Annotated in this window: 28 protein-coding genes; 9 read left to right on the forward strand and 19 right to left on the reverse strand. The window is 60.4% G+C overall.

The genetic code is table 11. The features are described 5' to 3' along the window. Positions 1-49: 49 nt before the first annotated feature. Positions 50-616: a flavin reductase family protein gene (locus tag H8S55_RS07325; RefSeq protein ID WP_186878427.1), complete on the reverse strand. Its 567-nt coding sequence runs from the start codon at positions 614-616 to the stop codon at positions 50-52. Positions 617-736: 120 nt separating this feature from the next. Between H8S55_RS07325 and H8S55_RS07330 the strand changes: the two genes are divergently transcribed. Beyond that, positions 737-1,075: a winged helix-turn-helix transcriptional regulator gene (locus tag H8S55_RS07330; RefSeq protein ID WP_186878428.1), complete on the forward strand. Its 339-nt coding sequence runs from the start codon at positions 737-739 to the stop codon at positions 1,073-1,075. A gap of 281 nt (positions 1,076-1,356) precedes the next feature. Here H8S55_RS07330 and H8S55_RS07335 read toward each other — a convergent pair whose 3' ends face one another. Both H8S55_RS07335 and H8S55_RS07340 read right to left on the reverse strand, forming a co-directional pair. Next, complete coding sequence (locus H8S55_RS07335; protein WP_186878429.1) at positions 1,357-1,722, reverse strand: SdpI family protein; 366 nt, start codon at positions 1,720-1,722, stop codon at positions 1,357-1,359. A 2-nt stretch (positions 1,723-1,724) separates the two neighbouring features. Further along, positions 1,725-2,735 carry a tyrosine recombinase XerC gene (locus tag H8S55_RS07340; protein WP_186878430.1) on the reverse strand — a complete coding sequence of 337 codons (1,011 nt, stop codon included), beginning with the start codon at positions 2,733-2,735 and terminating at the stop codon, positions 1,725-1,727. Between the two features lie 1,008 nt (positions 2,736-3,743). On the opposite strand from H8S55_RS07340, the gene H8S55_RS07345 reads away from it, so the two are divergent. Both H8S55_RS07345 and H8S55_RS07350 read left to right on the forward strand, forming a co-directional pair. Next, positions 3,744-5,267, forward strand: coding sequence for a M14 family zinc carboxypeptidase (locus H8S55_RS07345; protein WP_186878431.1), 1,524 nt, complete (start codon positions 3,744-3,746; stop codon positions 5,265-5,267). Between the two features lie 229 nt (positions 5,268-5,496). Then, positions 5,497-6,834, forward strand: a complete 1,338-nt coding sequence (locus tag H8S55_RS07350; protein ID WP_186878432.1) for an Ig-like domain-containing protein — start codon at positions 5,497-5,499, stop codon at positions 6,832-6,834. Between the two features lie 78 nt (positions 6,835-6,912). On the opposite strand, the gene H8S55_RS07355 is transcribed toward H8S55_RS07350, so the two are convergent. From H8S55_RS07355 to H8S55_RS07390, 8 genes are all read right to left on the reverse strand, one after another. After that, positions 6,913-7,443 carry a hypothetical protein gene (locus tag H8S55_RS07355; protein WP_147562315.1) on the reverse strand — a complete coding sequence of 177 codons (531 nt, stop codon included), beginning with the start codon at positions 7,441-7,443 and terminating at the stop codon, positions 6,913-6,915. Between the two features lie 2 nt (positions 7,444-7,445). After that, positions 7,446-7,952 (reverse strand): pantetheine-phosphate adenylyltransferase, encoded by a 507-nt coding sequence (gene coaD, locus H8S55_RS07360; protein ID WP_147562314.1) that lies wholly within the window; start codon positions 7,950-7,952, stop codon positions 7,446-7,448. Continuing rightward, positions 7,949-8,506, reverse strand: a complete 558-nt coding sequence (gene rsmD / locus H8S55_RS07365; protein WP_186878433.1) for a 16S rRNA (guanine(966)-N(2))-methyltransferase RsmD — start codon at positions 8,504-8,506, stop codon at positions 7,949-7,951. Before rsmD ends, coaD begins: the two co-directional genes overlap by 4 nt. Positions 8,507-8,527: 21 nt before the next feature. Then, on the reverse strand, positions 8,528-10,345 hold the full coding sequence (uvrC, locus tag H8S55_RS07370) for an excinuclease ABC subunit UvrC (RefSeq protein ID WP_186878434.1): 1,818 nt from the start codon (positions 10,343-10,345) through the stop codon (positions 8,528-8,530). 90 nt (positions 10,346-10,435) lie between these two features. Next, entirely contained in the window at positions 10,436-10,699 is a 264-nt protein-coding gene (locus H8S55_RS07375) for an HPr family phosphocarrier protein (RefSeq protein ID WP_147562311.1), read from the reverse strand. Between the two features lie 223 nt (positions 10,700-10,922). Beyond that, the gene (locus H8S55_RS07380) at positions 10,923-13,292 is read right to left on the reverse strand and encodes an endonuclease MutS2 (RefSeq protein WP_186878435.1); all 2,370 of its coding nucleotides are present in this window, start codon (positions 13,290-13,292) and stop codon (positions 10,923-10,925) included. Positions 13,293-13,377: 85 nt separating this feature from the next. Then, complete coding sequence (locus tag H8S55_RS07385) at positions 13,378-14,511, reverse strand: DUF3810 domain-containing protein (protein WP_186878436.1); 1,134 nt, start codon at positions 14,509-14,511, stop codon at positions 13,378-13,380. A gap of 16 nt (positions 14,512-14,527) precedes the next feature. Further along, a complete protein-coding gene (locus H8S55_RS07390) occupies positions 14,528-15,727 on the reverse strand; it encodes a tRNA(Met) cytidine acetate ligase (RefSeq protein ID WP_186878437.1) in 1,200 nt (399 codons plus the stop codon). A gap of 173 nt (positions 15,728-15,900) precedes the next feature. On the opposite strand from H8S55_RS07390, the gene H8S55_RS07395 reads away from it, so the two are divergent. Then, positions 15,901-17,097: an acetate/propionate family kinase gene (locus tag H8S55_RS07395; RefSeq protein WP_186878438.1), complete on the forward strand. Its 1,197-nt coding sequence runs from the start codon at positions 15,901-15,903 to the stop codon at positions 17,095-17,097. An 81-nt stretch (positions 17,098-17,178) separates the two neighbouring features. On the opposite strand, the gene H8S55_RS07400 is transcribed toward H8S55_RS07395, so the two are convergent. Together H8S55_RS07400 and H8S55_RS07405 are read right to left on the reverse strand one after the other, a co-directional pair. Then, positions 17,179-17,487, reverse strand: a complete 309-nt coding sequence (locus H8S55_RS07400) for a type II toxin-antitoxin system RelE/ParE family toxin (RefSeq protein WP_186878439.1) — start codon at positions 17,485-17,487, stop codon at positions 17,179-17,181. Continuing rightward, positions 17,465-17,743 carry a type II toxin-antitoxin system Phd/YefM family antitoxin gene (locus H8S55_RS07405; RefSeq protein ID WP_147562305.1) on the reverse strand — a complete coding sequence of 93 codons (279 nt, stop codon included), beginning with the start codon at positions 17,741-17,743 and terminating at the stop codon, positions 17,465-17,467. The genes H8S55_RS07400 and H8S55_RS07405 overlap by 23 nt, the downstream gene beginning before the upstream one ends. A gap of 148 nt (positions 17,744-17,891) precedes the next feature. On the opposite strand from H8S55_RS07405, the gene H8S55_RS07410 reads away from it, so the two are divergent. From H8S55_RS07410 to H8S55_RS07420, 3 genes are all read left to right on the forward strand, one after another. Continuing rightward, a complete protein-coding gene (locus H8S55_RS07410) occupies positions 17,892-18,089 on the forward strand; it encodes a DUF951 domain-containing protein (protein ID WP_147562304.1) in 198 nt (65 codons plus the stop codon). 35 nt (positions 18,090-18,124) lie between these two features. Then, positions 18,125-19,003, forward strand: coding sequence for a B12-binding domain-containing radical SAM protein (locus tag H8S55_RS07415; RefSeq protein ID WP_186878440.1), 879 nt, complete (start codon positions 18,125-18,127; stop codon positions 19,001-19,003). Positions 19,004-19,166: 163 nt separating this feature from the next. After that, positions 19,167-19,436 (forward strand): DUF6514 family protein, encoded by a 270-nt coding sequence (locus H8S55_RS07420; protein ID WP_186878441.1) that lies wholly within the window; start codon positions 19,167-19,169, stop codon positions 19,434-19,436. A gap of 20 nt (positions 19,437-19,456) precedes the next feature. Here the strand turns inward: H8S55_RS07420 and H8S55_RS14345 are convergent, their stop codons facing one another. Together H8S55_RS14345 and H8S55_RS07425 are read right to left on the reverse strand one after the other, a co-directional pair. Next, on the reverse strand, positions 19,457-19,582 hold the full coding sequence (locus H8S55_RS14345; RefSeq protein WP_279287409.1) for an OadG-related small transporter subunit: 126 nt from the start codon (positions 19,580-19,582) through the stop codon (positions 19,457-19,459). A gap of 21 nt (positions 19,583-19,603) precedes the next feature. Continuing rightward, positions 19,604-20,752 carry a sodium ion-translocating decarboxylase subunit beta gene (locus H8S55_RS07425; RefSeq protein WP_186878442.1) on the reverse strand — a complete coding sequence of 383 codons (1,149 nt, stop codon included), beginning with the start codon at positions 20,750-20,752 and terminating at the stop codon, positions 19,604-19,606. Positions 20,753-21,109: 357 nt separating this feature from the next. Here H8S55_RS07425 and H8S55_RS07430 point away from each other — a divergent pair, with 357 nt between their 5' ends. Further along, positions 21,110-21,604 (forward strand): helix-turn-helix domain-containing protein, encoded by a 495-nt coding sequence (locus H8S55_RS07430; RefSeq protein ID WP_186878443.1) that lies wholly within the window; start codon positions 21,110-21,112, stop codon positions 21,602-21,604. A 136-nt stretch (positions 21,605-21,740) separates the two neighbouring features. Here the strand turns inward: H8S55_RS07430 and H8S55_RS07435 are convergent, their stop codons facing one another. From H8S55_RS07435 to H8S55_RS07450, 4 genes are all read right to left on the reverse strand, one after another. Beyond that, on the reverse strand, positions 21,741-22,325 hold the full coding sequence (locus tag H8S55_RS07435) for a hydrolase (RefSeq protein ID WP_186878444.1): 585 nt from the start codon (positions 22,323-22,325) through the stop codon (positions 21,741-21,743). An 87-nt stretch (positions 22,326-22,412) separates the two neighbouring features. Then, positions 22,413-23,252, reverse strand: a complete 840-nt coding sequence (locus H8S55_RS07440; RefSeq protein WP_186878445.1) for a DegV family protein — start codon at positions 23,250-23,252, stop codon at positions 22,413-22,415. Positions 23,253-23,340: 88 nt separating this feature from the next. Beyond that, positions 23,341-24,096, reverse strand: a complete 756-nt coding sequence (trmD, locus tag H8S55_RS07445; protein WP_186878446.1) for a tRNA (guanosine(37)-N1)-methyltransferase TrmD — start codon at positions 24,094-24,096, stop codon at positions 23,341-23,343. A 189-nt stretch (positions 24,097-24,285) separates the two neighbouring features. Continuing rightward, a complete protein-coding gene (locus H8S55_RS07450; RefSeq protein WP_186878447.1) occupies positions 24,286-25,551 on the reverse strand; it encodes a glycosyltransferase family 2 protein in 1,266 nt (421 codons plus the stop codon). A gap of 286 nt (positions 25,552-25,837) precedes the next feature. On the opposite strand from H8S55_RS07450, the gene H8S55_RS07455 reads away from it, so the two are divergent. Beyond that, positions 25,838-26,950 carry a betaine/proline/choline family ABC transporter ATP-binding protein gene (locus tag H8S55_RS07455; protein ID WP_147562294.1) on the forward strand — a complete coding sequence of 371 codons (1,113 nt, stop codon included), beginning with the start codon at positions 25,838-25,840 and terminating at the stop codon, positions 26,948-26,950. Positions 26,951-26,955 lie beyond the last annotated feature (5 nt).

Raw genomic sequence — 26,955 nt, forward strand, 5'->3', positions numbered from 1 at the left:
ATTTTAAGAAGGAGCCTTCGCTTATGCGAAAGCTCCTTTTCTGTATACTTTACTTTTTCAGCTTTAAGCCATCTCGGAATGCTTCGCCCACACGCTCGGTGACTTTATAATAGCCGTGGGTGTAGGGGTCAAATGCGATGGCGTTGACCTTAGACATATCAATTTTTCCATCCACCATAACGCTCTCATCGGCAGTGACATTGACCACCTTGCCGATGACACCGCATCCGTATTCATTGTTCTGATACTCGATGAACTTGCACTCCAGACAAATCGGGAACTCGTTGATGACAGGGGCATCTACGGTTTCGGCTTTGCCGGCGGTCAGACCGCTGCGGGCAAATTTATCGGCAACTTTATTGCCGGACTCTACGCCGAAATAGTCTGCTTCCACTATGTGGGCTGCATCGGCAATGCTGACGGTGAATGCTCCCCGTGCCTTGATGTTCTGTACGGTCTTATGAGTCTCGGTGAGGTTCAGAACAACGGTGTCCCGCTCCTGCATAGTGCCCCATGCGGCGTTCATGACGTTTACGCTGCCGTCCTCGTTATAAGTCGCAACCATCAGAACCGGCATGGGGAAAATGCCTTCGGTGATTTTCAGTTTTGTTCTCATGATAACTTCTCCTTGTGATCAGATTGACAGGACTGTTCATCCTGCTTATAATTATAACCTAGTAAAACAGAAATTCAAGTACTGACTATTATGATAGGTACTATCTTAGGAGAAAGTGAAATGATAAAGAATTATATTGAGACCGCCAATTTTGAGGATACTGGCTTTGCCTACACGCTGTCGCTGATCTCCGGCAAGCACAAGATGGTCATTCTCTACTGCCTGATGGAGTTTGAGACGGTGCGATTCAATGAACTGAAACGGTATCTGAAAATCATTTCCGACAAGACCCTCAGCACGAATCTCAAGGAACTGGAAGCGGATAAACTGATCGTCCGTACCGAGTATCCGCAGATCCCGCCGAAGGTGGAATATGCGCTTTCGGAGCGTGGGAAATCGCTGATGACTGTGCTGGATCAGCTCTGTGTCTGGGGCGAGGAGAATCGACTGACAGAGTGACAACTTCCAAGTTGTCGTACTCGTTCCTAGCAGTGTTTGGGGCGGGCACGCCCCAACAAGAAGCAGTCCCCAAGCGGCAGGAAATTTTCAAGAATTGAAAATTTTTGGCCACGGGATGATTCTTGCTCTTACGAACAGCAGAAAACCCAGAACTGCACAGCTGATTCAGCTAGCAGTCCTGGGTTTTCTGTTATCAGATTAGAATATGTTTTACGAAGTCCCTGCATAAAAACGGCAGTCCGTTTTCATATAGAAGCACGATGGAGAAGGGGAGAGGCTCACTAGTTTTTCGCCGGGCTCCCGTCCTCGTTGAAGTTGGCCTTCAGCAGGCCGTCCACCAGAAAGGCGGACAGGCACAGAAAGATCATCTGCCCCCCGATGAGCCACAGAAACAGCGTCCCCAGCAGGCTCCGGCCAAAATACGCCGCCCCGGCGGACACCACCGCCAGGGCCAGGCCCAGCCGGACCCACAGTTTGGACAGGTGGGCGTGGGCAAAGCGCCAGGTATCCTCGTTTTGCTCCGACAGGGCGGTGCGGTAGGCCAGCCCGTTACCTTCCCGACGGGGCGGATGCTTCCGCCAGCGCAGGCCCACCGCCAGCATGGCCACGGGGGTGAGCATGGTCAAAATCACTTGAAACCACATCATTTTCACTCTTTTCTATTATCGTTGGTTTCCCCTGAGTCCAAAACTTTTCGGCGTTTTTTAACACCTGCCAGGGGATTGGCCCGGGCGGCGGCCCGGAGATCGTCGTTATCCACGTGGGTGTAGATCTGGGTGGTGTTCAGGTGGTCGTGACCCAGGACCTCCTGCAGGGTGCGCACGTCCACGCCGTTTTGCAGCATCAGAGTGGCCGCCGTGTGGCGCAGCTTGTGGGCGGAATACTGGGTGCTGTCCAGCCCCGCGTCTGCCAGGTGTTTCTTCACCAGCTTGTGGACCGCCGCCACCGAGATGCGCCGCCGGTTCTGCAGGGTGACAAACAGGGCGTTCTGGTCAATGAGGGTCAGGGCGTTCCGGTCGATCATCCAGTCCTGGATGGCCTTGACGCAGGCGTCGTTCAGGAACAGGATGCGCTCTTTATTGCCCTTGCCCAGCACCCGAAGCTGGTTGTCTCGAACATCCGTTACATTCAGATTCACCAGTTCAGAGATCCGCAGGCCGCAGTTTAAAAACAGGGTGAGGATGCAAAAGTCCCGGGTGGCGTTTTTGCCGTCCACGGACTCCAGCAGATCGATGCTCTCGTCCAGACTGAGATATTTGGGCAGGGCTTTTTTCTGCCGGGGCGAGTCCAGGTCCTGGACCGGGTTTTTGGTCAGCAGCTTGGCCTTGTTGGTGAGGTATTTATAAAAGGAACGGATGGTGGCAACTTTCCGAGCCCGGGACGCGGCGTTCAGCCCTTTGTCCCGGGTGAGAAAGTTCATGTAGGAATAGACATCCGTCAGCGTGACCGACTGAAACAGCTCCAGGGACACGTCGTCCAGCGGGATGTGGTCCATGGGTACAGACCGCAGGGACGGATCACGCGCCTGTTTTAAGTAACGCGCAAAACTGCGCAGGTCTAAATAGTATTCATCCACCGTTTGCCGGGAATGGCCCTGGATGGTCTCGTGATAGACCAGAAAGTCCCGGATCAGGGGTGGAGCCTCGGTTCGATAGTCCATTTCGCGTTTTAGCCTCCACTTAGGTCAACAAAATTTTTATTTTGTTGACCTGATATAATCTCTTTTTGAGGGCCATACGGTCCTCCTTTTGCTATAGTATATCACAGGTCACCGATGCCGTCCATACTCTGCAATCAGTGCAGCACCCCTCGTATTTAATCGTTAATCGTTTCGGCCGCAGCGCTTGCGGTGTCTGCATGAACTGTTTTGCAGGATAAGTTCCAGGCTATGTATAAACCGGCACTGCCGTTGTTGACGAAAACTCGGTTCAACCACGCCTGGCAGCTTGATCATAAATGGACCAATCGGACGTATGTGCCCTGTCACGAATCAATGTGTCCTCAATATGCGGTGTCCCCCTCCGCCGTCATGGCCTTGGTATCCACATCCAGCTTGCTTCATGGCCTCATGTACACAAAGCGTCTATGTAAATGTTGCACTAGTGAACTATTAAAGTAGCGTACAAACTTATGTAGCTACCTATCAGCATACCGCGTCTGTTTTATGGGCGGTATAAATGTTTTTGATAAAAATGATGAAAAACTTTGATTAAAATGCTCAAAAATACGGTTGATTTCCCCATATTAAAATGTTAAAATGACGATACAAGTTCAACAGCAAGCAGCATTTGGTAATTCAGAGTGACTGAATATTTATGTGAAATAATAGGATCATTCCACACAATAGTAGTTTTTGCTTTTTTAATAAAGCAAGATACGCATGTTTGCTTTTGTTGTTCTTGAGGGTGTCGCACCGGAGAGCAGAGGGGAGCTTTTCGGCCGGTGCCTGCACTGTTTGCCCGCCGGAGGAGTTCTCACACTCCTCCCCTCCGTTCCCACCGGGCGTCCCCCCTGACGATCGGTTCGCCGGAGCGTGACGGGCCACAGCTTTCTTGCACTGCACCTGCTGAAACACGATCCAAGAAAAAGAAGGATCGCAGGTTCAAACGGCACAGATTCCTATCTCAATGTAACCGTAAAATCAGTTTACAGAAAGGAACCTACCACCATGAAAATGAAACGATTGACCAGTCTGCTCCTTGCCGCTGCTATGGCTCTGTCTCTGGCGGCGTGCGGAAACGCCGACCAGGGTGGCGACAAATCCACTGCACAGAAGGTCTCTGCAACCACTTTGAAGGATATCGAAGCTCCGGGCGAGCCCGAGAATATCCCGGAAGCCCTGCAGGTCGACTTTAACAAGCGCTTCCATTATGCAGAGCTGGAAGATGTCTACGCCGCCCTGCATGAGCAGGCTCCCGACATCACAGAGTTCTATGCCATCGGCTCCACCTGGCAGGAGAGAAGCATGTGGTGCCTTGAGATCACCAACAAGTCCATCCCCGAGGATCAGAAGATCGGCATCGGCGTGTTCGGTCCCATCCACGGCGAGGAGCCCGAGGCCGCTATCAGCGCCATGTACACCGCCTGGTGGATGATCCTCAACCGCGACACAGATTACATGAAGGCTATGCTGGATCAGTACATCATCTATGTGGTCCCCGCCATCAACCCCGACGGCTATGAGCAGTCCTTTGTGTACCCCAACCGCTCTAACCTGCGTCCCATGGACCGCAACGAGGACGGCGTTCCCTTCAGCGATCCCTATGCCGATATCGACGGTGACGGCTTCATCGCCGACATCTATTCCGGGACTGCGGACAAGATCCCCACTGAGAAGCTCAGCACCGACTGGACCAAGCCCGAGCTCAACCGCTTCGGTATGGAGAGCCCCGACTGGGACGGCAACCACATTCTCGGCGACGATCCCCGCGGCAGCGGCATCGACATGAACCGCACCTTCAACTATCAGTGGAACCGCTTCGATGCGGAGACCTACGCCGAGGGCGCTACCCAGCCCAAAGTGGGTGCCGTCTCCTGGCACGTTGCCGGCTCTGATGCCGCCACCGAGCCCGAGGTCCGTGCGATGCAGAACTTCCTGGCTCAGAAGAGCATCAATGCCAGCGTCAACCTGCACACCGGTATGCAGGCCGTGTTCTATCCCTGGTGCTACAAGGCCTACGACCCCAACGACCCCGGGGATGCCGAGCTGGGCTTTATGGAAGGCGTTGCGGAGCAGATGCGCTCCAAAATGGAAGAGGTCACCGGCCGCGGCTTCTATCAGCTGCACTCCTACGACGATTATCCCACCAGCGCTGAGATGATCGACTACGCTTACGGTACCTTCAACATCCACGCCTACACCATCGAGGTCTATGAGGGCGGCAAGACCGGCGATCCCGCTGACTGCCGGTGGGAGAACGATCTGCCCGAGGAGAAGTGGGTGTTCTACTCTCAGGATGACATCCGTGAGAAGCTGGGTCTGGACCCCACCACTCTGGTGAGCGCATGGGACGGCTCTCACCTGGCTGCGAACGAAGGCCTGTGGTTCCACACGACCACCAGCGCCCAGTGCGTCCGCGAGGCCCCCGAAGAGCAGGACATCATGGTCAAGGCCGCCAAGGACGCCATCCTGATCATGATCGAGAACGAGCCCCACGGCGAGGGTTATCAGCGCCCCTTCTTCGTGAAGTAAGCGCCCCGTTCAAACACAAAGAGTTCCGGGCGTTGCCCCGGTGTCTCGGACAACTTCGTTCAACCGCCAAGGGCGTGCCGTCTGTCATTGCAGACGGCACGCCCTCTCGCTTTGCCCTCCGCCATTTCTCAGAACGCTATCTTGTCCGAAGAAACGCGAAAACCGGCCGCATAATCCAAGCTGTGTGCCTCCAAACTAAGGACATCTCATTTTAAGGAGGTCCCCTTCCATGAAACGTCCCCTTTTCCCAGGCTTTTTCTCGGGCCGGGCGTTGGCACTGCTGCTGGTGCTGGCCCTGCTGTGGCCCCTCAGTGTCCCCGTTTCCGGTTTCTTCTGGAACAAAAAGTCCGACGGGCCGAAGCTGAAGGATTTCTCCAAAAACGGCCTCATCGGCAGCGTCATCGTCTTTGAGCCGGAGGACTTTGTGGTCCAGTCCGGCAGCCAAGCCGTGTTGGACAGCATCACCATTCTCAGCCTGCCCGACCCGGGCTCCGGTGTGCTGACCATGGGCGGGCAGCCTTTGGAGGAAGGTGCCACCGTGGAACGCAGCGCCCTGGGCGGGCTGCGGTTCCAGTCGGCCCAGGCCCCCACCGAGACCACGGTCAGCTTCACCTTCTCCCCTATTTTCTCCGGCTCCGGCTCTGCCGGCCAGGACCCGGTCACCGTCACTCTGTATCTGCTGACCCAGGCCAACCGGGCCCCGGAGGCCCGGAATATGGACCTGTCCACCTATAAAAATGTGGCCATCACCGGCTATTTCGACGCGGCGGACCCGGAAGGCGACCCTCTCACCTTTCAGATCTCCGACTCCCCCGCCCGGGGCGGCGTGACCTTGGCCGAGGACGGCTCCGGCCGGTTTGTCTACACCCCCTATGAGAACAAGACGGGCCGGGACTCCTTCACCTATGTGGCCCTGGACCAGGCGGGCAACGCCTCTGCACCTGCCACCGTCACCCTGCGCATCGAAAAGGCCGGGACCAAAGTGCGTTACGCCGACATGGACGGAGACCCGGCCCATAAGGCGGCCCTGCGGCTGGCGGAGACCGGCGTCTATGTGGGCCAGCAGGTGGACAGCCGCTACTTCTTCCAGCCCGATGCCACGGTGAGCCGGGCCCAGTTCCTCACCATGGCCATGGCTGCCGTGGGAATGGAACCCCTGGATCAGGTCTCCCTCACCGGCTTTGCCGACGATCAGGCCATCCCCACCTGGGCCAAGGGCTCCGTATCCGCCGCATTGAAGGCGGGCGCGATTCAGGGCGAGCGGGATGCCTCCGGCGCACCGGTGTTCCAGGCGGGGGCAGCTGTCACTATGGCGGAGGCCACCGTGATCTTAGACCGCCTGCTGGATGTGGCTGATGCCCCGGTGGAGACCTTCTCCACCGATGCACCGGAGCACTGGGCGGCCCAGTCCGCCGCCAATCTGGCTGCCTGCGGAGTGATTCCATCCGTGGATACCGATCCCCAGGCCCTATCTGCCCCCCTCACCCGAGGAGAAGCGGCGGAGCTGTTGGACGGCACTCTGGATGTGCTGGCCGAGCAGGACAGCGGCAGCTGGCTCCCCTGGTAAGCGCGCCGTGAGACAGCAAAAGCGGCCCCGGAGCAAAACACGCTCCGGGGCCGCTTTGATATGCGCTATGGGTTTGGATCAGTCCTCGTCCGCCGCCGCATCGTACATGGGCCGTCCGCCGGCGGCACCGGCGGCAGGGGCGGCTCCGCCCACGCCGGACAGGGCGCGGAAGCGAGCCCGGGACTTCTTGATCTCGTCATAGGCCTCGGCCACCGCCTCTTCCGTGCGGCGCAGGGCATCCTCGCAGTATTCGTTGGCAGAGCGCTTCAGCTCCCGGCTGCGTTCCTCCACCTGCTGCATCAGCTCGTTGGCCCGCTGACGGGCCTGGAGGGAGATGGTGTTCTCCTCCAGCAGCTGGCGGGCCTTGTCCTCCGCCGCCTTGCGGATGGTATCCGCCTCCCGCTTGGCCGCCGCCAGCGTCTCGGCCCGGCTGGCCATGACCTTTCTGGCCTCGCCCAGTTCCATGGGGAACTGGCTGCGAATGTCGTCGATCAGGTCCAGTGCCCGGTCACGCTCGATCACACATTTATCGCTGGACAGCGGGGCGTTTTTCGCCTCGTCGATCATTTCAAATAACATGTCCAGCAGTTCTTCCACACCGCTTGCCATGGTTATCCTTCCTTTCCTTCGGTTCCTTCCAATTCCCGCATCCGCTGGTTCACTGCGTCCACGATCTCCCGGGGGACAAAGTCCGCCAGGTCAGCTCCATAGCGGGCCATCTCCTTGACGATGGTAGAGCTGAGATAGGTGTACTTCTCGCTGGAGGCCAGAAACATGGTCTCCAGGCGGGGGTTCAGCTTGCGGTTGATCACCGCCATCTGCACCTCCTGCTCAAAGTCAGACACCGCCCGCAGGCCCTTTACCACCACATGCGCCCGCCGACGCTTGGCATAGGCGGCCAGCAGCTCGTTGGAGAAGTCTACTTCTACATTCTGAAACCGGGCCGTGGACCGGCGCAGCAGCTCCACCCGCTCCTCCGGGGTGAACATGCCGTGCTTTTTGGAGTTGACCATCACGCAGACGATCAGCTTGTCAAAGCAGGCGCTGGCCCGCTTGATGATGTTCAGGTGGCCCAGAGTCACCGGGTCAAAGCTGCCCGGATAGATGGCAATACTCATTGGCGTTCTCTCCCCGCCCGGTGGAACAGCGTCAGCTTGATCTTGCCGTACCGATACTCCCGGCCCCGCTCATAGGGGGCTTCCAGCTGAGGGATGGTCCGTTCCGCCGCAGATTCGCATACTATTATACCATGTTCCCGAAGAATGTCAAACCTTGCAATGGCCTCCAATGCCCGGTCCAGCAGGTCGCTCTGATAGGGCGGGTCCAGGAAGATCAGGTCGAATTTTTCCCGGCAGCCGGACAGGAACGAGATGGCATCCCCCTGGACCACATGGGTCCGATCCTGAAAACCGCAGGCTTTGATATTCTCCCGGATGAGGGCGGCGGCCTCCCGCCGCTGCTCGGTAAAGGTGCAGTGTTCTGCCCCACGGGACAGGGCCTCCAGTCCCAGCTGGCCCGTGCCGCCGAACAGGTCCAGCACCCGGCGGCCTTCGATCTCAAACTGGATGATATTGAACAGGGCCTCCTTCACCTTGTCGGTGGTGGGGCGGGTATCCATGCCCTGGAGTTCTTTTAACCGTCTGCCCCGGGCAGAGCCGGAAATAATGCGCATACGCTCTCCTCGCTTCTCTGATTATTTCGTGTGAAAGTGCTGATACACAGCTTGAGCCGCATTTTTGGGCAGCGCCTTCTGGAGGTCCTCCAGGGATGCGGCCCGGATGGCCTTGATGCTTTTAAACTGCCGCAGCAGCTGGGAACGGCGCTTCTCCCCCACCCCCGGGATATCGTCCAGGGCGGAGGCGCGCATGTGGCCCGCCTGCAGCTGGCGGTGATACTCGATGGCAAAGCGGTGGGTCTCCTCCTGGATCTGCCCCACCAGGGCGAACACCGCCGGGATAGCCTGGATGCCGATCTCCCGCCCGTCCGGGTGGACCAGGGCGCGGGTGCGGTGCCGGTCGTCCTTCACCATGCCGAAGGCGGGAATGGACAGGTTCAGGGTCTCCAGCACCCGGGCGGCCACCTTCACATGTTCCTGTCCGCCGTCGATGAGCAGCAGGTCGGGCTTGTCCGAGAACTTCTCGTCCCCGTCCAGATACCGGCGGAACCGGCGGGTGAGCACCTGCTCCATGGAGGCGTAGTCATCCGGCCCGGTCATGTTTTTCAGCTTGAAGCGGCGGTAGTCGCTCTTTTTGGGCCGCCCGTCCACATAGACCACCATGGAGGCCACGATGTCACTGGCACCGGTGTTGGAGATGTCATAGGACTCCATCCGCCGGGGGGGCTGGGTCAGGCTGAGCATCTTGCCCAGCACCTCCAACAGCTTGTTCTGCCGCTCCTCCCGGGTGGTGGCCCGGGCCACCTCCTCCCTGGCGTTCTCGTTGGCCAGGCGGATGAGGTCGGTCTTGGCCCCCCGCTGGGGGCTGACCAGTTCCACCCGCCGTCCGATCTGTTCTGACAGCATCCGGGTCAGGGGCACCTGGTCGGGCAGCTCCCAGGGCAGCAATATCTGCTTGGGCAGCCGGTCCCGGCCCACGTAATAGGCCCGGATCAGGGCGGACAGGGCGGCGGCGGGGTCCTCCTCCATGGGGGTCTCGAACAGCTCGAAGTCCTTGGCCGCCAACTCCCCCTCCATATAGTGCAGCACCACAAAGCAGCTCTTGGCCGTGCCCCGGTAATAGCCGGTGACGTCGGTGTCGGCCAGGGAGCCGGCCACCACCTTCTGCCGCTTGCTCAGCAGCTCAATGGCCCGCAGCCGGTCCCGCAGCTCCGCCGCGTGTTCAAAGCGCAGCTCCTCCGCCGCCTGCTCCATCTCCGCCGTCAGGTCGGCCTGGACCTCTTTAAACCGCCCCTCCAGCAGGGAGACGGCCTGGGCGATGGCCTGGTCGTGGGCGGACTTCAGCTCGTCCCCCCGGCAATAGCCATCGCATTTGTTCATGTGGAAGTTCAGGCAGGGCCGCTCCTTGCCGATGTCCCGGGGGAACTTCTTTCGGCAGGAGGGCAGGCGCAGGGCAGTACACAGGGCATCGATGATGGCCTGGGTGTTCTTCCGGCTGGCATAGGGGCCGAAGTACCGGGCCCCATCCTCCGCCACCTTGCTTGCCAGGGAGAACCGGGGATAGGCCTCGTTGGACAGGCGGATATAGGGATAGCCCTTGTCGTCCTTGAGCAGGATGTTATACCGGGGCTGGTGCCGCTTGATGAGGGCGCACTCCAGCACCAGAGCCTCGAACTCGCTGTCGGCGATGATCACGTCGAAGTGGTCGATCTGGCTGACCATGGCCCGGGTCTTCTCGGTATGGGCGGCGGAGTCCTGAAAATATTGGGAGACCCGATTTTTCAGCGCCTTGGCTTTGCCCACATAGATGACGGTGTTCTTGGCATCCTGCATGATATATACGCCCGGCTTCAGGGGCAGACTGTGTGCTTTTTCTTTCAGTTCGTCAAAGGTCATGACCGCCCCTCCCCTCTCCTGCGGGCATTTATTTTCCGGACACGTCAAAAAAGGCGCCGCAGCGCGGCGCCTTTTTGCTTGACAGTTGGCTTACTCAGAGAAATCGGAAGAGATCATCTTATACAGAGCCTCGACCGCTTCCTTCTCGTCGGGGCCGTCCGCGATCAGCTTAATGGGGGTGCCCTTCACGATACCCAGGGACAACACACCCAGCAGGCTCTTGGCGTTGACCTTCCGCTCCTCCTTCTCTACCCAGATGGAGCTTTTGAACTCGTTGGCCTTCTGAATGAAATAGGTAGCGGGTCTGGCGTGCAGACCGACCTGATTATTCACGACTGCTTCCTGACTATACATAAGCTGTACCTCCGCCTCGTCGTTTTAGTTTGTGTAGCTTTAGCATACCAGATTTAGACCGTTGCCGTCAATGACAATTTTCACAAATATCGCATGGTTTTCACCAGAAACGGGAAGCAAAATCTGTCATTTTGCGCAAACCAACAAAAAATCAATCCCGTTTTCTAAAAAAATTAACAAATCCCAAACAAAATTTCTGTGTGTGGGAGACGGACGGCCCGCATTATCGCAGCTCCGCCACGGTCACGCCGTCCTCCCCCTCGCCGTAGCGGCCGGGTCGAAAGGCCTTGATATAGCGGCTGCGCTTGAGATAGGTGCGCACGGCCTTGCGTACTGCGCCGGTGCCCTTGCCGTGGATGATGGTCACCGTCTCCAGCTTGCCCATCATGGCCGTATCCAAAAAGCGCTCCAGCACGGAGATGGCCTCGTCGGTCATCATGCCCCGCAGGTCGATCTGGCTGGGGACGGCGGCAGTGCGCAGGGTGTGCTGGGCCCGGGCCACGATCTTTCGGGCCTCCCGCTGGGTGTGGGTCTCCCCCTCCACCACCCGGACCTCCTCCTGCTTGGCGGATATCTTCAGAATACCCGCCTGCAGCTGCAGGGAGCCATCCTTGTTCACCGACAGCACCGTGGCCTTGGTGCCCATGGACACCAGCTCCACCGTGTCCCCCGCCACGGCGGGACGGGTGGGCGGCGGGGCCTCGGTCTGGGGAGCGGAGCCGCCCAGGTTCCGCTCCGCCTCGTTGAGCATCCGGCGGGCCTCCGCCCGGCTGTCGTTCACCTGCTGCCAATCCAGGCGGTCCTGGCGCTTCTGCATCTCCTTCAGCTGGGACAGGGCCAGGTCGCTGGCCGCCCGGGCCTCCTCGATGATGCCCCGGGCCTCGGCCTGGGCCTTCTCCACCACTTTGGAGCGCTCCTCCTCCAGCTTCTTCCGATACTCCCGGGCCTTGGCGGCGGACTGCTCCATCTCCAGCTTCAGGCGGCGGGCCTCCGCCCGTTCCTTCTCCATCTCCTGGCGCTGCTGGTCCAGGCGGGTGAGCACATCCTCAAAGCGCACGTTCTCCGCATCCAGCCGGGCGGCGGCCTTGTCGATGATATACTCGGGCAGCCCCAGACGGCGGGAGATGGCAAAGGCGTTGGACTTGCCCGGGATGCCCAGCACCAGGCGATAGGTGGGGGCCAGAGTGTCCACGTTGAACTCGCAGGAGGCATTCTCCACCCCGGGGGTGGTCATGGCGTATACCTTTAATTCGGCGTAGTGAGTGGTGGCGCACACCTGGGCCCCCATGCCCCGCACCGATTCGATGACGGCGGCGGCCAGGGCTGCGCCCTCCACCGGGTCGGTGCCCGCCCCCAGCTCGTCGAAGAGGATCAGGCTCTCGTCGTCCGCCTCCTTTAAAATGCCCACGATGTTGACCATGTGGGAGGAGAAGGTAGACAGGGACTGGGCGATGGACTGCTCGTCGCCGATGTCGGCCAGCACCCGGCGGAACACCCGCACCGTGGAGTCGGACCCGGCGGGGATGTGCAGGCCGCACTGGGCCATCAGGGTGATGAGGCCGATGGTCTTCAGGGTCACCGTCTTGCCGCCGGTGTTGGGGCCGGTGATGACCAGGGTGTCGAACCGCTCCCCCAGCTCCAGGTCGTTGGGCACGGCCTTCTTCTTGTCGATGAGGGGGTGCCGGGCCCGGCGCAGGCGCAGGAACTTGTCAGACAGTTTGGGCTCGCTGCACTCCAGCTTTAAGGACAGCTGTGCCCGGGCGAAGATGGTATCCAGCCAGACGATGAGCTGATAGTCCTCCAGAATGTCCTCCTTGTGAGCGGCGCAGTCGGCGGACAGCTCGGCCAGGATGCGCTCGATCTCCTTCTTCTCCTTGGCGGCCAGCTCCCGCAGCTCGTTGTTGGCCTTCACCACGCCCATGGGCTCAATAAAGAAGGTGGAGCCGGAGGAGGACACGTCGTGGACCAGGCCGGGGATGGCGTTCTTGTGCTCGGACTTCACGGGCACCACATAGCGGTCAGACCGGATGGTGATGATGGACTCCTGCAGATACTTGGATTGGTTGGAGGAGATGAGCCGCTGCAGGATATCCCGGACCTTCGCCTCGGCGGCCCGCATGTGTCGGCGGATGGAGGCCAGCTCCGGGCTGGCGGAGTCGGCGATCTCGTCCTCCCCCAGGATGGAGTTGGTGATGCGCTCCTCCAAAAAGCGGTTGGGGGTGAGGGCCTGGAACAGGTGGGAGATGGGGCTCTTCTCCTGGCTGGCGCCATAGTCCCCGGCGGTGCGGGCCGCCCGCAGCACGGCGGCCACGTCGGTGAGCTCCCGGGTGGACAGACTGCCCCCCACGTCCGCCCGCTGGAGGGATGCGGCCACGGGCTTGACCCCGGAGAAACCGGGGCTGCCCCGCAGTATGAGCATCTTCACGGCGGCGGACGTCTCGCCCTGGGCCCGCTGGATGTCGTCAATATCCGTCATAGGGCGGAGTGTAAGGGATTTTTCCTTGCCCTCCTCCGTCACGGCGCAGCCCGACAGCATGGTCAATACCTGGGGCAGTTCAAGGATCTGAATGGACTTTTCTGATAATTCACTCATAGATGAAACTCCTGTATCCGGCCAGTGCCGGATGATTTATCTTTGCCTATTTTCCCACAAATCATGCCATTTTGCAAGGGGGCGGTCAGCCCACCCCCGCCGCCGGGCCGAAATAGGTGACCAGCAGGTCCACGCAGGCCCCATAGGACCGGATGCCCAGGCTCTGGCCGTTGCCCTTTAAAAAGGAATCGTACACCTGCTCCGCCCGGTCCTCCACCGGGGAGCGCATGGCCGCCCAATATTGGTTGTTGTCCTGCCAGTCCTGGGACAGCTCCGCCGTGAACGTGCTCCGGGCGATGGCCTGCCAGGTCTGGGGGGCCACATCGTACAGGGCATTGCACAGCTGGATCAGGCCCATAAGATAACCGGAATACTGATAGGTCACGTCCTCCCCGGTGACGCAGGCGGCGATGCCCACAAAATTGGCCTCCAGCTCGGAGGCGACCATGCGCTGGTGGGCCATCTCGTGGGCGATCGTCGCCGGAACAAGGCAGGCCGGGGCGTCCACGTTTACGTTGGCCTCCCCGGTGAAGGGAAAGTACATCCCGGTAAAGCCCAGGCGGCTCTGGAGCCGGGAGAAGAAAATGGGCTTGGCCCTTACGGGATCCATAGCAAGGCAAGGAAATTCCCTTGTCAGGTTTTCATAGACCTCCGGGCCGGTCTGGAACACAGTCTCCCGGTCTGCGGCGAAGTGTCCCGCCCCGTCCCGGGGGACCTGACCGGCCAGCCGGGCGGCATTTTGGGCGAAGTAACGGGTCACGGCGGCCAGCTCCTCCACCGAGCAGGCCCGGTCGGAAAGACCGCTGCGCTGGGCGAAGGTGTCGGCATAATAGGCCGCCCGCCACATCCAGCAAAAGGCGCACCACAGCCACAGCCAGGCCGCCCCCAGGGCCAGCAGCCGCCGGAAGGACCGTCCCAGCCCCCGGCGGTGAACGAGACCCGCCACAGCCCGGACCAGCCACACCAGGTTCCCCGCCAGAAACAGGGCGATCAGCCACTCCATCACGGAAACCGGTACCCGGGACCACAGCCGCCCCAGCAGCCGCTCCCCCGGGCCCATCACATGGAACACCCAGAAATTCATCACGGCCCGCTTGCTGTGCAGCAGCTGGAACAGCACGCTCAGGGCCGCCGGGATGCACAGCGCCCCCGCCCACCGCCAAAAGGTCCGGGAGCGGGAGCCGGTCCGCTCCTTCCCTTTGCAAAATATGTCGTTCACAAAACGCTCCTCCTGCCTAGTCTATGTCGATCACCGGCCCCCGGGTCCACTCCTGTCTCGGTGGGGGCAGCTGGGGCAGAAACAGGCCGTATAGGTCGGTACACCGGGCCTCCAGCTCAAACAGCTGCCGCCCCGGCCCGTCCAGAGCCCGGGCGTGGGCGGGCTTGGTCAAAATGGGCAGCCGGGCTTTCTGCTTCATCTCTCTTAATACCTCCCGGCCCCGTGCATTGAAGCCCAGCACCCGGAGATAGGGCGGCTCATCTGAGATATCCGCCGCCGTCAGGCCCAAGAAAGCCCACAGGGCCATCCGCCGCAGCCGGGCCATGGCATAGCGCCGGGTCTTGGCCTGGGCAAAGAAATCGTCCAGGCTATGACACCGCTGCCCCGCCCGCTCTAATCGCTGGGGCAGGCCCTCCCTGGCTCCGGCATCGGGCAGCTTGGCCCAGTCCTCCGCCCTCATCTTCCGCAGACAGGCCAGCATCGCCCGCTCCCCCAGCTCGGGATCGGTCAGGGGGGCGGACTGTAAAAGGGGCAGATTCCCGGCGGGGACATAGGGCCGGACGGCCTCCCACTCCCCCCGTGCCAGGTGCTGCCGCAGCTGAGTGGCGGAGCGGAAGCCCTCCCCTGTTTCGTCCCATGTGTTGTGAGCCGCCCCCTCCCGGCGGACGGTGACGGGGCGGATGGCGCTGCCCAGCGCCCGCAGGGAACGGAGATACTCCACCCCCAAATTGTTGTTGGGGCTGGCCAGAGCGGTCCCCACCGGACCGATCAGGTGCTCTACCGCAGTCTGACGGGCGGCGGCAAAAGAAGCGCCCCCTTCTAACGCCCGCCGCAGCTGCGCCGGATAGTCCGGGCTGTCCAGGCAGTCCGCCGCCGCTTGAAGGGAGGACAGTTCCCCCGCCTCGCTGCCAAAGCACAGGGTGTCCACCACCCCGCTGCAGCACATCAGCGCCACCGCCCCCCGGGCAAAGGACTCCGCCGAGGAGGCCGCCCACACCGTGGGCAGCTCCAGGACCAGGTCCACCCCGCCGTTCAGGGCCATCCGGGCCCGGGTCCACTTGTCCGTCACGGCGGGCCGTCCCTGCTGGACCCAGTTGCCGCTCATCACCGCAGCCACCGCCGTGTCCCGTCCGAGCTGCTCCCGCAGGGCGGATACCTGATAGGCGTGTCCGGTGTGAAAGGGGTTATATTCCGCTGTGATCCCGGCGATATTCAAGGGCGCTCCTCCTAGAAGTTACGATAGTTAATTTTCTTCATCTTTTAAGCAAGATAGCGATTGTATTTTACGAAAAAAAGAGGTACAATAAAATGGCTTTTTTATTGTACCGCCATTTCCGGCACAAGGCAACGAAAACAATAAAATTTCTGTTATGAAGGAGATCGACTTCTATGAACGTACTGGTCATCAACGCCGGCAGCTCTTCCCTGAAGTATCAGCTGCTCAACCCCGATACCCAGGAGATCCTGGCCAAGGGCCTGTGTGAGCGCATCGGCATCGACGGCAAGTTTACTTATAAGCCCACTGGCAAAACGGCTGTCAAGGCCGCCGACGTGGCTATGCCCACCCATTCCGAGGCCATCCAGACCGTGCTGAACGCCCTGGTGGATAAGGAGAACGGCGTCATCGCCTCCATGAAGGAGATCGACGCGGTGGGTCACCGGGTGGTCCACGGCGGCGAGAAGTTTGCCAAGTCCGTGCGCATCACCGACGAGGTCATGGCCACCATTGAGGAGTGCAACCCCCTGGCCCCCCTGCACAACCCCGCCAACATCATCGGCATCCGCGCCTGCCAGCAGCTGATGCCTGGTACCCCCATGGTGGCCGTGTTCGACACCGCCTTCCACCAGACCATGCCCCCCGTGGCCTATACCTATGCCCTGCCCTATGAGTATTACGAGCAGGACAAGGTCCGCCGCTATGGCTTCCACGGCACCAGCCACAAATATGTCTCCCAGCGGGCCGCCGCCATGCTGGGCAAGCCCATCGAGGAGCTGAAGCTGATCTCCTGCCACCTGGGCAACGGTTCCTCCATCACCGCCATCGACGGCGGCAAGAGCGTGGACACCTCCATGGGCTTCACCCCCCTGGCCGGTCTGCCCATGGGCACCCGCGCCGGCGACCTGGATGCCGGTATTCTCCAGTATCTGATGAACAAGCACGGCATGAACATCGACGAGATGCTCAACGTGCTGAACAAGAAGTCCGGCGTGGAGGGCATCTCCGCCATCTCCTCCGACTTCCGTGACCTGGAGAACGCCGAGGCTGAGGGCAATCAGCGGGCCGAGCTGGCCCTGCGGGTGTTTGACTATTCCGTGAAGAAGTACATCGGCGCCTATGCTGCCGCCATGGGCGGCGTGGATGCGGTGATCTTCACCGCCGGCGTGGGCGAGAACGGCCCCGAGACCCGTGAGAGCGCCTGCGCCGGTCTGGAGTTCCTGGGCATCAAGATCGACCCCGAGAAGGATAAGGTCCGGGGCAAGGAGATGGATGTCTCTGCCGACGATGCCAAGGTCCGCGTCCTGGTCATCCCCACCAACGAGGAACTGATGATCGCTATGGACACCGCCGCCATCGTTAAGGGCTAAAGAGCGGTCCTATCTCAAGACAGTTCAAGAGGGTCGCCCAATCGGGCGGCCCTCTTCTTGTATCACTTGTATCGACCTGCCTTATTCCAGCCCGAAAATATGATAGATGTAATTTCCTCGGGCGTCGGCGATGTGGAAGATGTAAACGGTGTCGCCCGCGATCTTATAGACGCAGACATAGTTGCCGATAAACAGCGCCCGAAAGCCATACTTCCCCATCAGCGTGTCATATTTCAGCACGCCCATCTCCGGGAAGTCGGCCAGCCTGGCGACCTCCCCCAGCACCCGGTCGGCAAATTTTTTCGCATAGGGCCGCCCCACCTGGACGTGGTAATACCGGACCAGCTCCCGCAGCTCGTTCCGGGCCTCACTCAGCCACTTGATCTTCACCCAGCAGTTCCTCCACTTCCCCGGCCATCTCCTCCATGGAATAGGTCCTCGCTCCGGCCAGACGGTTCTGCTCCCGGCGGAGCAGCTCCGCCAGCAGATCCAGTTCCGCCTCTCGCTTCTCCCACAGCTCCAGGGGGACAAAGACCATCTCGCCCTCCCCGTTTCGGGTCAGAAAGATCGGCTCCTGCTTCTCCTTGGACAGCTTTACCATCTTGTCATACTCGTTGCGCAGCGCTGTGGCGGAACGGATCATCATGGCGCTCACCCCTCCAGGTATTTATTCTGTCATAATTATAACGAAATCATTCCCTCTCGTCAAGGCGCGGCGGACAGCGTTGACAATTTCCCAAAAACCGGCCATAATAAAATCAAGCAAGCATATCCGTATGTGTAAGGAGGCCCCCATGGATATCCATGTGAACGACGTACTGAAAATGAAAAAAGCCCACCCCTGCGGCAGTCAGGAATGGCTGGTGCTGCGGGTGGGGATGGATTTTAAAATGCGCTGCCAGGGCTGCGGCCACGAGGTGATGCTGCCCCGGAGCAAGGCGGAGAAAAATATCCGCAAGGTGTTCCGGGAGGGCGCACCCGTTCAGGTGTGACCCCGCCCCAGACTTTCAGGAAAGGATGAACCACTATGCGCTATGACAGCGACCTGCTGTACCGCCCGCCGGGCGAATGGAAGAGCTATCTGCTGCAATGCACCATCGGCTGCTCCAACAACCAGTGTACCTTCTGCGGCATGTACAAGGAGAAAAAGTTCCGCATCCGCCCCACCCAGGAGATCTTAGAGGACATCGACATGGCCCGGGCCTATTACGGCCCCGGTCTGCAGCGGGTGTTCCTGATGGACGGCGACGCCATCATCATCAAGACGGAGGACCTGCTGCGCATCCTCCGCAAGCTGTATGACACCTTCCCCGCCCTGGAGAAGGTCACGCTGTATGCCGGGCCCCGCAGCACCCTGTCCAAAACGCCGGAGGAACTGAAGGCCCTCCACGATGCCGGTCTGTCCCGGGCCTATCTGGGGGTGGAGAGCGGCAGCGATGCGGTGCTGAAGTTCATCCACAAGGGGGTCAACGCCCAGCAGATGCTCCAGGCCGGTCAGCGCCTGGTGGAGGCGGGCATCGACCTGTGGGTGACCATCATCCTGGGCATCACCGGGGAGGGCGGCGACTGGCGGGAGCACATCCTGTCCACCGCCCAGATCATCAACGAAATGAAGCCCCGGCACCTGTCCGCCATGACCTTTGCCCCCGCCAAGGGCACCCCCCTGGGGGACGACGTGCTGGCGGGCCGCTTCAAGGTCTATGGCCCCGACCACATTCTGGAGGAGTGCCGCCTGCTCATCCAGCATCTGGACGTGGACCCGCTGCACTTCACCAGCAACCACGCCTCCAACTATCTGCCCTTGAAGGGCAGCCTGCCCCAGGACCGGGAAAAGTTCCTCTCCCTCATCGACCAGGCTCTGGAGGGCAAGATCCGCCTGCGCAAGACGCTGAACCGGGGCATCTGAGAATTTTTCGACACAGCCCCTCCAACCACAGCAAAACTCCCTCGGCTTCCCCTGCTTTCAGGGCGAACCGAGGGAGTTTTTGTATTTTTCTGCGATGGGAACTTCTTCCGTTCTCCCCCGGAGTCCCCTATAATAAAGGCATACACTCAGGAGGTGGAGGACTATGACACAGGTCAATATAGCGTCCCGGAAATGGCGGGATGCCCAGGGGCGGGAGCGCCGGTTTCACTATGGACTGCTCATCCGTGAGGTGGCGGCGGAACCCTTCTTCTGTGAGGACTACGGGGTGCGGGTGTGGGAGGACGGCGGCGAGGATGCCAGCGTCCCCGGCATCACCGTCAGCGCCCAGCGGGTGGACGAGCTGCTCTCCCTGCTGGTGGAGCACCGGGTCAGCCCCACCGCCCTGGCGGACGTGGTGGCCGATTGGCTGTGATGGGTGTAAAGGGAATTCCCTTACTTATCCTTCCTGTCCAGTTGCTGCACGGAGACTACCAGCAGGGCGATGATGCCCAGAACGGCGAAGATACCGGCCATACCCTGGCCCATCAGCTCCAGGGCCATGTTTAAATTCTCTGTCATTGAACACGCACTCCTCTCGTCTCAGCCGCCGATCATATGGGCGGCGCAGTATTGCAGGATCACGCCGCCGGCCACCACCGAGGCGATCTGCCCGGACACGTTGGCACCGGTGGCCTGCATCAGCAGGTGGTTCCGGGGATCGGCCTCCTGGCCCAGTTTTTCGATGACCCGGGCGGACATGGGGAAGGCGGAGATGCCCGCCGCCCCGATCATGGGGTTGATCTTCCGCCGGGGCATGAACAGGTTCAGCGCCTTGACGAACAGCACGCCCACCACCGTGTCCAGCACAAAGGCCACCAGGCCCAGACACAGGATCATCAGGGTCTCCACCCGCACGAACTGGTCGGCCCGCATGGAGAAGGAGATGGTCACGCCCAGCAGCAGGGTGATGAGATTGGCCAGCTCGTTCTGAGCCGTGCGGGTCAGGGTGGGCAGCACACCGCTCTCCCGGATGAGATTGCCCAGCATCAAAAAGCCAACCAGCGCCACCGACGCAGGGGCCACCAGACCGGATACCACCGTGACCAGGATGGGGAACAGGATGCGCAGGCGGCGGGAGACCCGGCCAGGGGCATAGGGCATAGCCATGGCCCGCTCATTCTGGGTGGTGACCAGCTTGATGGCGGCGGGCTGGATGATGGGCACCATAGCCATGTAGGAATAGGCCGCCACGGCGATGGCCCCCACATAGCTGGAGCCCAGCACCTGGGACACCAGGATAGACGTGGGGCCGTCCGCCGCACCGATGATGCCGATGGAGGCGGCGTCCTTCATGTCAAAGCCCAGGACCGTGGCCAGCAGCACCGTGAGGAAGATGCCCGCCTGGGCCGCCGCTCCGCACAGAAACAGCCGGGGGTCAGCCAGCAGGGGCCCGAAATCGATCATGGCACCGATGCCGATGAACAGCAGGATGGGCATGGCCTCGCTGGCCTCGATCCCCACCTGAAACAGCCATTGGACGATGCCGTGGGTGACCTCTCCCCCGGCCCCCGCCTGGTCGATGACCCCGGACAGGGGCAGATTCACCAGAATGGCTCCAAAGCCCATGGGCAGCAGCAGTGCAGGCTCAAAGCCCTTTTCAATGGCCAGCCAGATCAGCAGCCCGCCCACAACGTACATCACCAACTGCTGTGGGGTGATGGACAGAACGCCCTGCCATAAGAATTCCATAGATATCCCTCTTTCTTGTCTTTGTGGTGAGTATGCCCGATTTGAACGAAAAAAGACCTGCGTTCCCGGTGACAGGAACGCAGGTCTGGTCATTTCAGGCAAAGCCAGGTCGGACGCATACGGTCCGCCATGCTTGTTGACTCGGCCGCGCACAAAACCGTGCGCCGACTACTCCCCTTTGTTGTGGGGATGATACCACAGTTGGGCCGCAGATGTCAAGGGAAATTTTTCTTTCCGGGGTATATTCCACGAAAAATCACGTGTGCAACTTGGAATTGCGGAAATTCAAAGTTGACATGGTGGCATTTCCCGCCGATTCCGTGTAAAATAGACGGTGTCGAAAGGAGGTCACGCAGGATGATCGGAACCAAAATATCGTTTTGCCGGAAAAAGGCCGGGCTGTCGCAGGAAGCTCTGGCGACGAGATTGAACATATCCCGTCAGGCCGTTTCTCGCTGGGAGACGGGCGAAGCAGTACCGGACACAGAGAAGATCGTTCAACTCAGCAGATTATTTCAGGTATCCACCGACTATCTTTTGCTGGATGAGATCGAGGAACCACTGACGGGACAAAATCCGACCGGTATCCAGACAGGCCCCGCAAAAGAAAAGCGCAGATATCTGCGGATCTATTTTGGAAAGTGTCTGCTGGCCATCGGCCTCATTGCACTCGCCGTCATATTGATCGGTGCGGGCGTTTATGCGGATTCCCTGACTAGCTGGTATACTGCATGGGGCAGATATGGAACAGCATTATTCAAAACGTGGATCATTGTGCCTTTTCTGCTCAGCGCCTGTATCTCAGCGGGCGGAGTCATAATTCTGTTGGCAGAATACTTCAGAGAGGACTGATGGACCTGCGCCGGACAGAGCAGTTCTATATCATAACGACCCCATAACGCCATCAAACGGAAAAGCCGGACTGAATGACCGAAGCGTGCCATTCAGTCCGGCTTTTTGTCTGTTTCCGGCAACGATAACAGGTTTTTCAGTGCTCCCCCTCGGTCAAAGCGGCCTCGATGGCCCCCTCCTCCGCCTGCATGGCCTTCAGGGTGCGCTCCAGCAGGGTGTCCAGCTCCCAGCCCAGCAGCTGGGCGCCGTTTGCAATGATGTCGCGGGAGCAGCCGGCGGCGAACTTTTTGTCCTTATACTTCTTTTTCAGGGATTTCAGCTCCATGTCGGCCACGCTTTTGGACGGACGCATCAGGGCCGCCGCCCCGATGAGACCGGTGAGTTCATCAGCGGCAAACAGGACCTTTTCCATCTCGTGTTCAGGCTTGATGTCCACGCACAGGCCCCAGCCGTGGCTGGCGGTGGCGTGGATGATGGCCTCGTCCACTCCGGCCTGACGCATCAACTCCTGAGACTTGACGCAGTGCTCCTGGGGCCACTGCTCAAAGTCCAGGTCGTGGAGCAGGCCCACCACGGACCAGAACGCCTTCTCGTCTCCATAGCCCAGCTCCTGGGCGTACCAGCCCATCACATGCTCCACCGTCACGGCGTGGCGGAGATGAAAGGGCTCGTGATTATACTCGGTCAGCAGGTCCCACGCCTGCTGTCTGGTCATTGCCATGGTGTTTTCCTCCCGGTGCATAAAAATAGAGGGTCAGCCGCAAAAAAGCTGGCCGCCCTCTATTTGTAACCCCATCGGGGCAGTTTGTCAATAGGCGGTCACAATGCCGCCGTCGTTGGCATAGACGCTGGTGATGCCGCCGGCCTCCAGAATGAGGATGTGGGCGAATTTGCAGCGCTGCTCGGCCATGGCCTTCACCTGGAAGGCCCGGTCCAGACAGTTGCAGTGGCAGATCGCCAGGGTACGCCCGGCGTGGGCCGGGTCGTTTGCCATGTGGTCCACCATTTTGGACAGGGCCTGCTTCATGGACAGCGTCTGTCCCAGCTTGCAGATCTCCCCCTCCGGCGTAGCGCCCATGAGCAGCTTGATCTTCAGCGCTCCGGTGATCACCGACTGCAGGCGGGTCAGACGGCCGTTTTTCCGCAGGTTCTCCAGTGTCTCCAGCACGAACATGGTCTGCATCTGATAGATGAACTGCTCCACCTCCCGCACCACATGCTTGAAGGGTGCGCCGCTCTCGGCCAGCTCCCGGACCTTCAGGGCCACCAGCACCTCGCCGGAGGAGGCGGAGCAGGAGTTGAACACATAGACGTTCTTGTTGGGGTGATCCTCCTCCATCAGCATCCGGGCCTGTTCGGCGCTGTTGTGGGAGCCGCTGAGCAGGGCGGACAGGGTGACCACATACACGTCCTCCTCCTCCGGGCCCTGATAGGCATCCAGATAGCTCTGGGGGGAGGGACAGGCAGTGGAGGGGGCCTCCTCGCTCTGCTTCATGGCCCACAGCAGATCGGCCTGGTCAAAGGTCTCGTTGTCAATAAAGCTGCTCCCGTTGGAGCGGATGGTCAGCGGCACCTTTATGAAGCGTGGGTCCTTCAGCATCTGGCCGGTCAAATCGCAGCAGCTGTCCACAACGATCTTAAATCCCATTCGTATCATCTCCGAATATGGTTTTTTAAACTATGTCTTGTGAGATACTATAGCATGTTTTATTCCGTTTGTAAAGAGAACGGCTCCCTTAAAACAGCTCCGGGTACTCCTCATGGAGCTCGGAGAGCAGCTTTTTGTCCGATTTTTCCGTGAAGGCCAGCTTTTCATACAGGTCCGGGCGGCGCTGGCGGGTGCGCAGCAGGGATTGCTTCCGCCGCCACAGGTCCACCTTGGCGTGGTTGCCCGAGAGGAGGATGGGGGGCACGGCCCGGTCGTGCCAGACCTCCGGGCGGGAATACTGGGGGGCCTCCAGCGTGCCGCTCCAGTGGCTCTCGTTTTCATAGCAGGAGGGGTCGGACAGCACCCCGGGCACCAGACGGCACACCGCATCGGCCACCGCCATGGCGGGGATCTCTCCCCCGGTCATCACAAAGTCACCGATGGAGATCTCCTCGTCCACGCACTCGTCGATGAAGCGCTGGTCGATGCCCTCGTAGTGGCCGCAGACCAGGATCAGGCGGGAGTAGTCCGCCTTCAGCCGCCGGGCATCGGCCTGGGTGAAGGTTTTGCCCGCCGGGGACATATAGATGGTGTGGACCCGTTCCCCCGCCTGGTCGCAAATGTGCTGCCAGCAGTTGTAAAGGGGATCGGCCTGCATCACGGCCCCACGCCCTCCGCCATAGGGATAGTTGTCCACCTGCCGCTGCTTGTTCTTGGTGTAGTCCCGGATCTGGTGGCACTCGATGCGGATATAGCCCCGCTCCTGTCCCCGGCCCAGCACCGATTCACACAGCATATCCCCTACCACGTCGGGGAACAAGGTCATAATGTCGATCTGATACATGGTTGTTCCAGCGTCCTTATCTTTTTTCTCATTCGTTCTCCCCTACCGGGCCGCCCCGGCGGTGTCCTTATCATTATACGGAATTTTTTCAGCTTTTTCAACGTATGTTTTACCGTTGAGAAAAATAAAAGCAGCCGCCGCACAGCTGGTTTGTGCGGCGGCCAAAGTCAAGAGAGGGTGTTATTTCATTCAGCTGGCCAGAGAGTCCCGGTTTGCTGCGGGCTGGGGAGATACGTTCCGGGTGTGGCGGATCTCCTCCCACTGGGTGGTCTGCTTCACCAGACAGCCCAGGGTGATGGGCAGCCAGGACAGCAGGAAGAAGCCATACAGCCCCAGGGCGGGCAGCAGACGGCGGTCCCATTTGCCCTCCAGCGTCAGCACCAGTGCGGCAGCGGCGGCAGAGCCCAGGATCATGCCCGCCAGTTGGGTGAGCGCGGCGGTCAGCAGGACCCAGGGGGCCAGTTCTATCCTGGGACAGGTCAGGGCGGCGGAGACGGACGACAAGATCAGCCCGCCCAGAGCCGCCGCCTGATAGAAGGGCACCACCAGCAGGGCGGCTACATCGGCCAGGACCAGCGGCCTGCTCCCCTGTTCCGCACCCTGGCCCAGCCGGGACAGATACCGCCCGGCCACCTGAATGGTCCCGCTGGTCCAGCGGCGGCGCTGCGTGACGGACACGGCATAGTCCAGGGGCTGCTCGTCATAGGTGACGGCCCGGGGGACCCAGGCCACCTTCTCCCCCGCCAGGGCGCACTGGACGGTCATCTCCAGGTCCTCGCTGAGGGTGTGGGTGTTCCAGCCGCCCAGGCCCTCCAGCACCCGGGTGGCCACCATAAAGCCGGTGCCGTTGATCATGGCGGACAGCCCCATAGCGGCCCGGCTCTGGTTATAAAACCGATCCATCATCCAGTAGTAAATGGAGTAACAGCCGGACAGCGGGTTGTCATAGGGGTTCTTGCTGTCCCGATAGCCCTGAGCCGCACCGGCCCCGGCCTGATAAGCCAGGTCCATCTCCCGCAAAAACCGGCTGTCCACCACGTTGTCCGCATCGAACACGCAGCAGGCATCATACCGGCGGCCCCGGAGACGGGCGTAGGCAAAGCGGAGCACCTCCCCCTTGCTCTTCACCGGGCGGTCGCATTTCAACACCCGGGCCCCAAAGCCGGCCGCCGCCCGGGCGGTGTGGTCGGTACAGTTGTTGGGGATGACCCAGATGTCATACAGCTCCGGGGGATAGTCCTGCATCAGCAGACTGTTGATGAGGGGGCCGATGACCAGTTCCTCGTTCCGGGCAGCGATGAGCACGGCGAACTTTGTCCGGGCCGGACGGATGGGAAAGGGCCTCTGCCCCCTCCAGCACATCAGTCCACTGACCAGATAGTATCCGCCCCACAGGGCCAGCAGACTTCCCGCAGTGCCCGCCAGGGCCTTTATCAGCATCACGATCCATTCCATGGCCGTCTCCTCCTTCTCTTTCTGTCCCTATGGTAACAGACAAAGGTTAAGAAGCCAGCGGGAAGAAGTTTAAGATTTTATAAAGACTTTTGAAAGGCCCGCCCGTTCAGACACGACTTGGCTCCACTTTCTTCACAGTTTATTGATTTGACTGTTTTATCTATGTTTGGTATAATATCTTTATACAATTTGACCAAACTATGTTTTGGCCAACTGGCCCGGAACACCCCGTTTCCTGCGTTTTCTATGTTTTTCCTGTGTGTTCCCCGCAAAAAGGAGGTTCATTTTGATCCGCTTCGAGCATGTGTCCCTGCACTATGGAAACCAGACCATTCTCAACGACCTGAATTTTGAAATCAAAGAGGGGCAGTTTGCCGTCCTCATCGGCCCGTCCGGCTGCGGCAAGACCACCACCCTGAAAATGATCAACCGCCTGATCCAGCCCGACAGCGGGCATATCTATCTCAACGGCGAGGACGTGGCCAAGACAGACCGGTATCAGCTGCGCCGCCGCATCGGCTATGTCATCCAGCAGGTGGGCCTGTTCCCCAACATGACGGTGGCCCAGAACATCTGCGTGGTGCCCCGGCTGCTGGGCACGCCCAAGGAGGGCTATGACGACCTGGTACGCCGGATGCTGGCCATGGTGGATCTGCCCTATGAGTCCTATGCGCACAAATACCCCTCAGAGCTGTCCGGCGGCCAGCAGCAGCGCATCGGCATCCTCCGGGCCCTGGCCGCCTCGCCCCCGGTGGTGCTGATGGACGAACCCTTCAGCGCCCTGGACCCCATGACCCGCCGCTCCCTCCAGCTGGAGATCAAGCAGCTCCAGCAAAAGCTGAACAAGACCATCGTCTTTGTCACCCACGACATGGACGAGGCCCTGGACCTGGCCGACCTGATCGTCTTTCTGGACCGGGGGAACATCGTCCAGGCCGCCGCCCCGGAGGAGATGCTGGAACACCCCGCCACCCAGCAGGTGCGGGACTTTTTAGGCAGTCACATCTCCGGCCCCTCCCCCGCCGACCTCACCGCCGCCGACGTGATGCGCACCGGCGTTGTTGTCGTCAACCAGAACCGGGGCATCCACGAGTGCGTCAGCCGGATGCAGCACCACAACGTGGACACCCTGCTGGTGGTGGACGAGGCCAGGCGCTATCAGGGCACGGTTTCCATCACGGACATCCGTCTCACCGGCCATGTGGTCAAGACCATCGGCCCCCTGGTGCGCAACAATACGCCCACCGTGGGAGTGGATGACAACGCCAAGGATTGCTTTGACCTGTTGGCCTCCAGCGGCTTCCCCTATCTGGTGGTCCTCGCCCCGGACAAGACGGTGGCCGGAATCATCACCAAGACCTCTATGGCCGCCGCCATGGCGGAGCATCTGTGGGGGTGATGGAT

This window comes from Flintibacter faecis, assembly GCF_014287875.1.
GTDB classification, from domain to species: domain Bacteria; phylum Bacillota; class Clostridia; order Oscillospirales; family Oscillospiraceae; genus Lawsonibacter; species Lawsonibacter faecis_A.

Coding starts and splice junctions, on each gene's coding strand:
- H8S55_RS07325 (WP_186878427.1), bottom strand. CDS start 616: ATGAGAACAAAACTGAAAATCACCGAAGGCATTTTCCCCATGCCGGTT.
- H8S55_RS07330 (WP_186878428.1), top strand. CDS start 737: ATGATAAAGAATTATATTGAGACCGCCAATTTTGAGGATACTGGCTTT.
- H8S55_RS07335 (WP_186878429.1), bottom strand. CDS start 1,722: ATGATGTGGTTTCAAGTGATTTTGACCATGCTCACCCCCGTGGCCATG.
- H8S55_RS07340 (WP_186878430.1), bottom strand. CDS start 2,735: ATGGACTATCGAACCGAGGCTCCACCCCTGATCCGGGACTTTCTGGTC.
- H8S55_RS07345 (WP_186878431.1), top strand. CDS start 3,744: ATGAAAATGAAACGATTGACCAGTCTGCTCCTTGCCGCTGCTATGGCT.
- H8S55_RS07350 (WP_186878432.1), top strand. CDS start 5,497: ATGAAACGTCCCCTTTTCCCAGGCTTTTTCTCGGGCCGGGCGTTGGCA.
- H8S55_RS07355 (WP_147562315.1), bottom strand. CDS start 7,443: ATGGCAAGCGGTGTGGAAGAACTGCTGGACATGTTATTTGAAATGATC.
- coaD (WP_147562314.1), bottom strand. CDS start 7,952: ATGAGTATTGCCATCTATCCGGGCAGCTTTGACCCGGTGACTCTGGGC.
- rsmD (WP_186878433.1), bottom strand. CDS start 8,506: ATGCGCATTATTTCCGGCTCTGCCCGGGGCAGACGGTTAAAAGAACTC.
- uvrC (WP_186878434.1), bottom strand. CDS start 10,345: ATGACCTTTGACGAACTGAAAGAAAAAGCACACAGTCTGCCCCTGAAG.
- H8S55_RS07375 (WP_147562311.1), bottom strand. CDS start 10,699: ATGTATAGTCAGGAAGCAGTCGTGAATAATCAGGTCGGTCTGCACGCC.
- H8S55_RS07380 (WP_186878435.1), bottom strand. CDS start 13,292: ATGAGTGAATTATCAGAAAAGTCCATTCAGATCCTTGAACTGCCCCAG.
- H8S55_RS07395 (WP_186878438.1), top strand. CDS start 15,901: ATGAACGTACTGGTCATCAACGCCGGCAGCTCTTCCCTGAAGTATCAG.
- H8S55_RS07405 (WP_147562305.1), bottom strand. CDS start 17,743: ATGATGATCCGTTCCGCCACAGCGCTGCGCAACGAGTATGACAAGATG.
- H8S55_RS07410 (WP_147562304.1), top strand. CDS start 17,892: ATGGATATCCATGTGAACGACGTACTGAAAATGAAAAAAGCCCACCCC.
- H8S55_RS07415 (WP_186878440.1), top strand. CDS start 18,125: ATGCGCTATGACAGCGACCTGCTGTACCGCCCGCCGGGCGAATGGAAG.
- H8S55_RS07420 (WP_186878441.1), top strand. CDS start 19,167: ATGACACAGGTCAATATAGCGTCCCGGAAATGGCGGGATGCCCAGGGG.
- H8S55_RS14345 (WP_279287409.1), bottom strand. CDS start 19,582: ATGACAGAGAATTTAAACATGGCCCTGGAGCTGATGGGCCAGGGTATG.
- H8S55_RS07425 (WP_186878442.1), bottom strand. CDS start 20,752: ATGGAATTCTTATGGCAGGGCGTTCTGTCCATCACCCCACAGCAGTTG.
- H8S55_RS07430 (WP_186878443.1), top strand. CDS start 21,110: ATGATCGGAACCAAAATATCGTTTTGCCGGAAAAAGGCCGGGCTGTCG.
- H8S55_RS07435 (WP_186878444.1), bottom strand. CDS start 22,325: ATGGCAATGACCAGACAGCAGGCGTGGGACCTGCTGACCGAGTATAAT.
- H8S55_RS07440 (WP_186878445.1), bottom strand. CDS start 23,252: ATGGGATTTAAGATCGTTGTGGACAGCTGCTGCGATTTGACCGGCCAG.
- trmD (WP_186878446.1), bottom strand. CDS start 24,096: ATGTATCAGATCGACATTATGACCTTGTTCCCCGACGTGGTAGGGGAT.
- H8S55_RS07450 (WP_186878447.1), bottom strand. CDS start 25,551: ATGGAATGGATCGTGATGCTGATAAAGGCCCTGGCGGGCACTGCGGGA.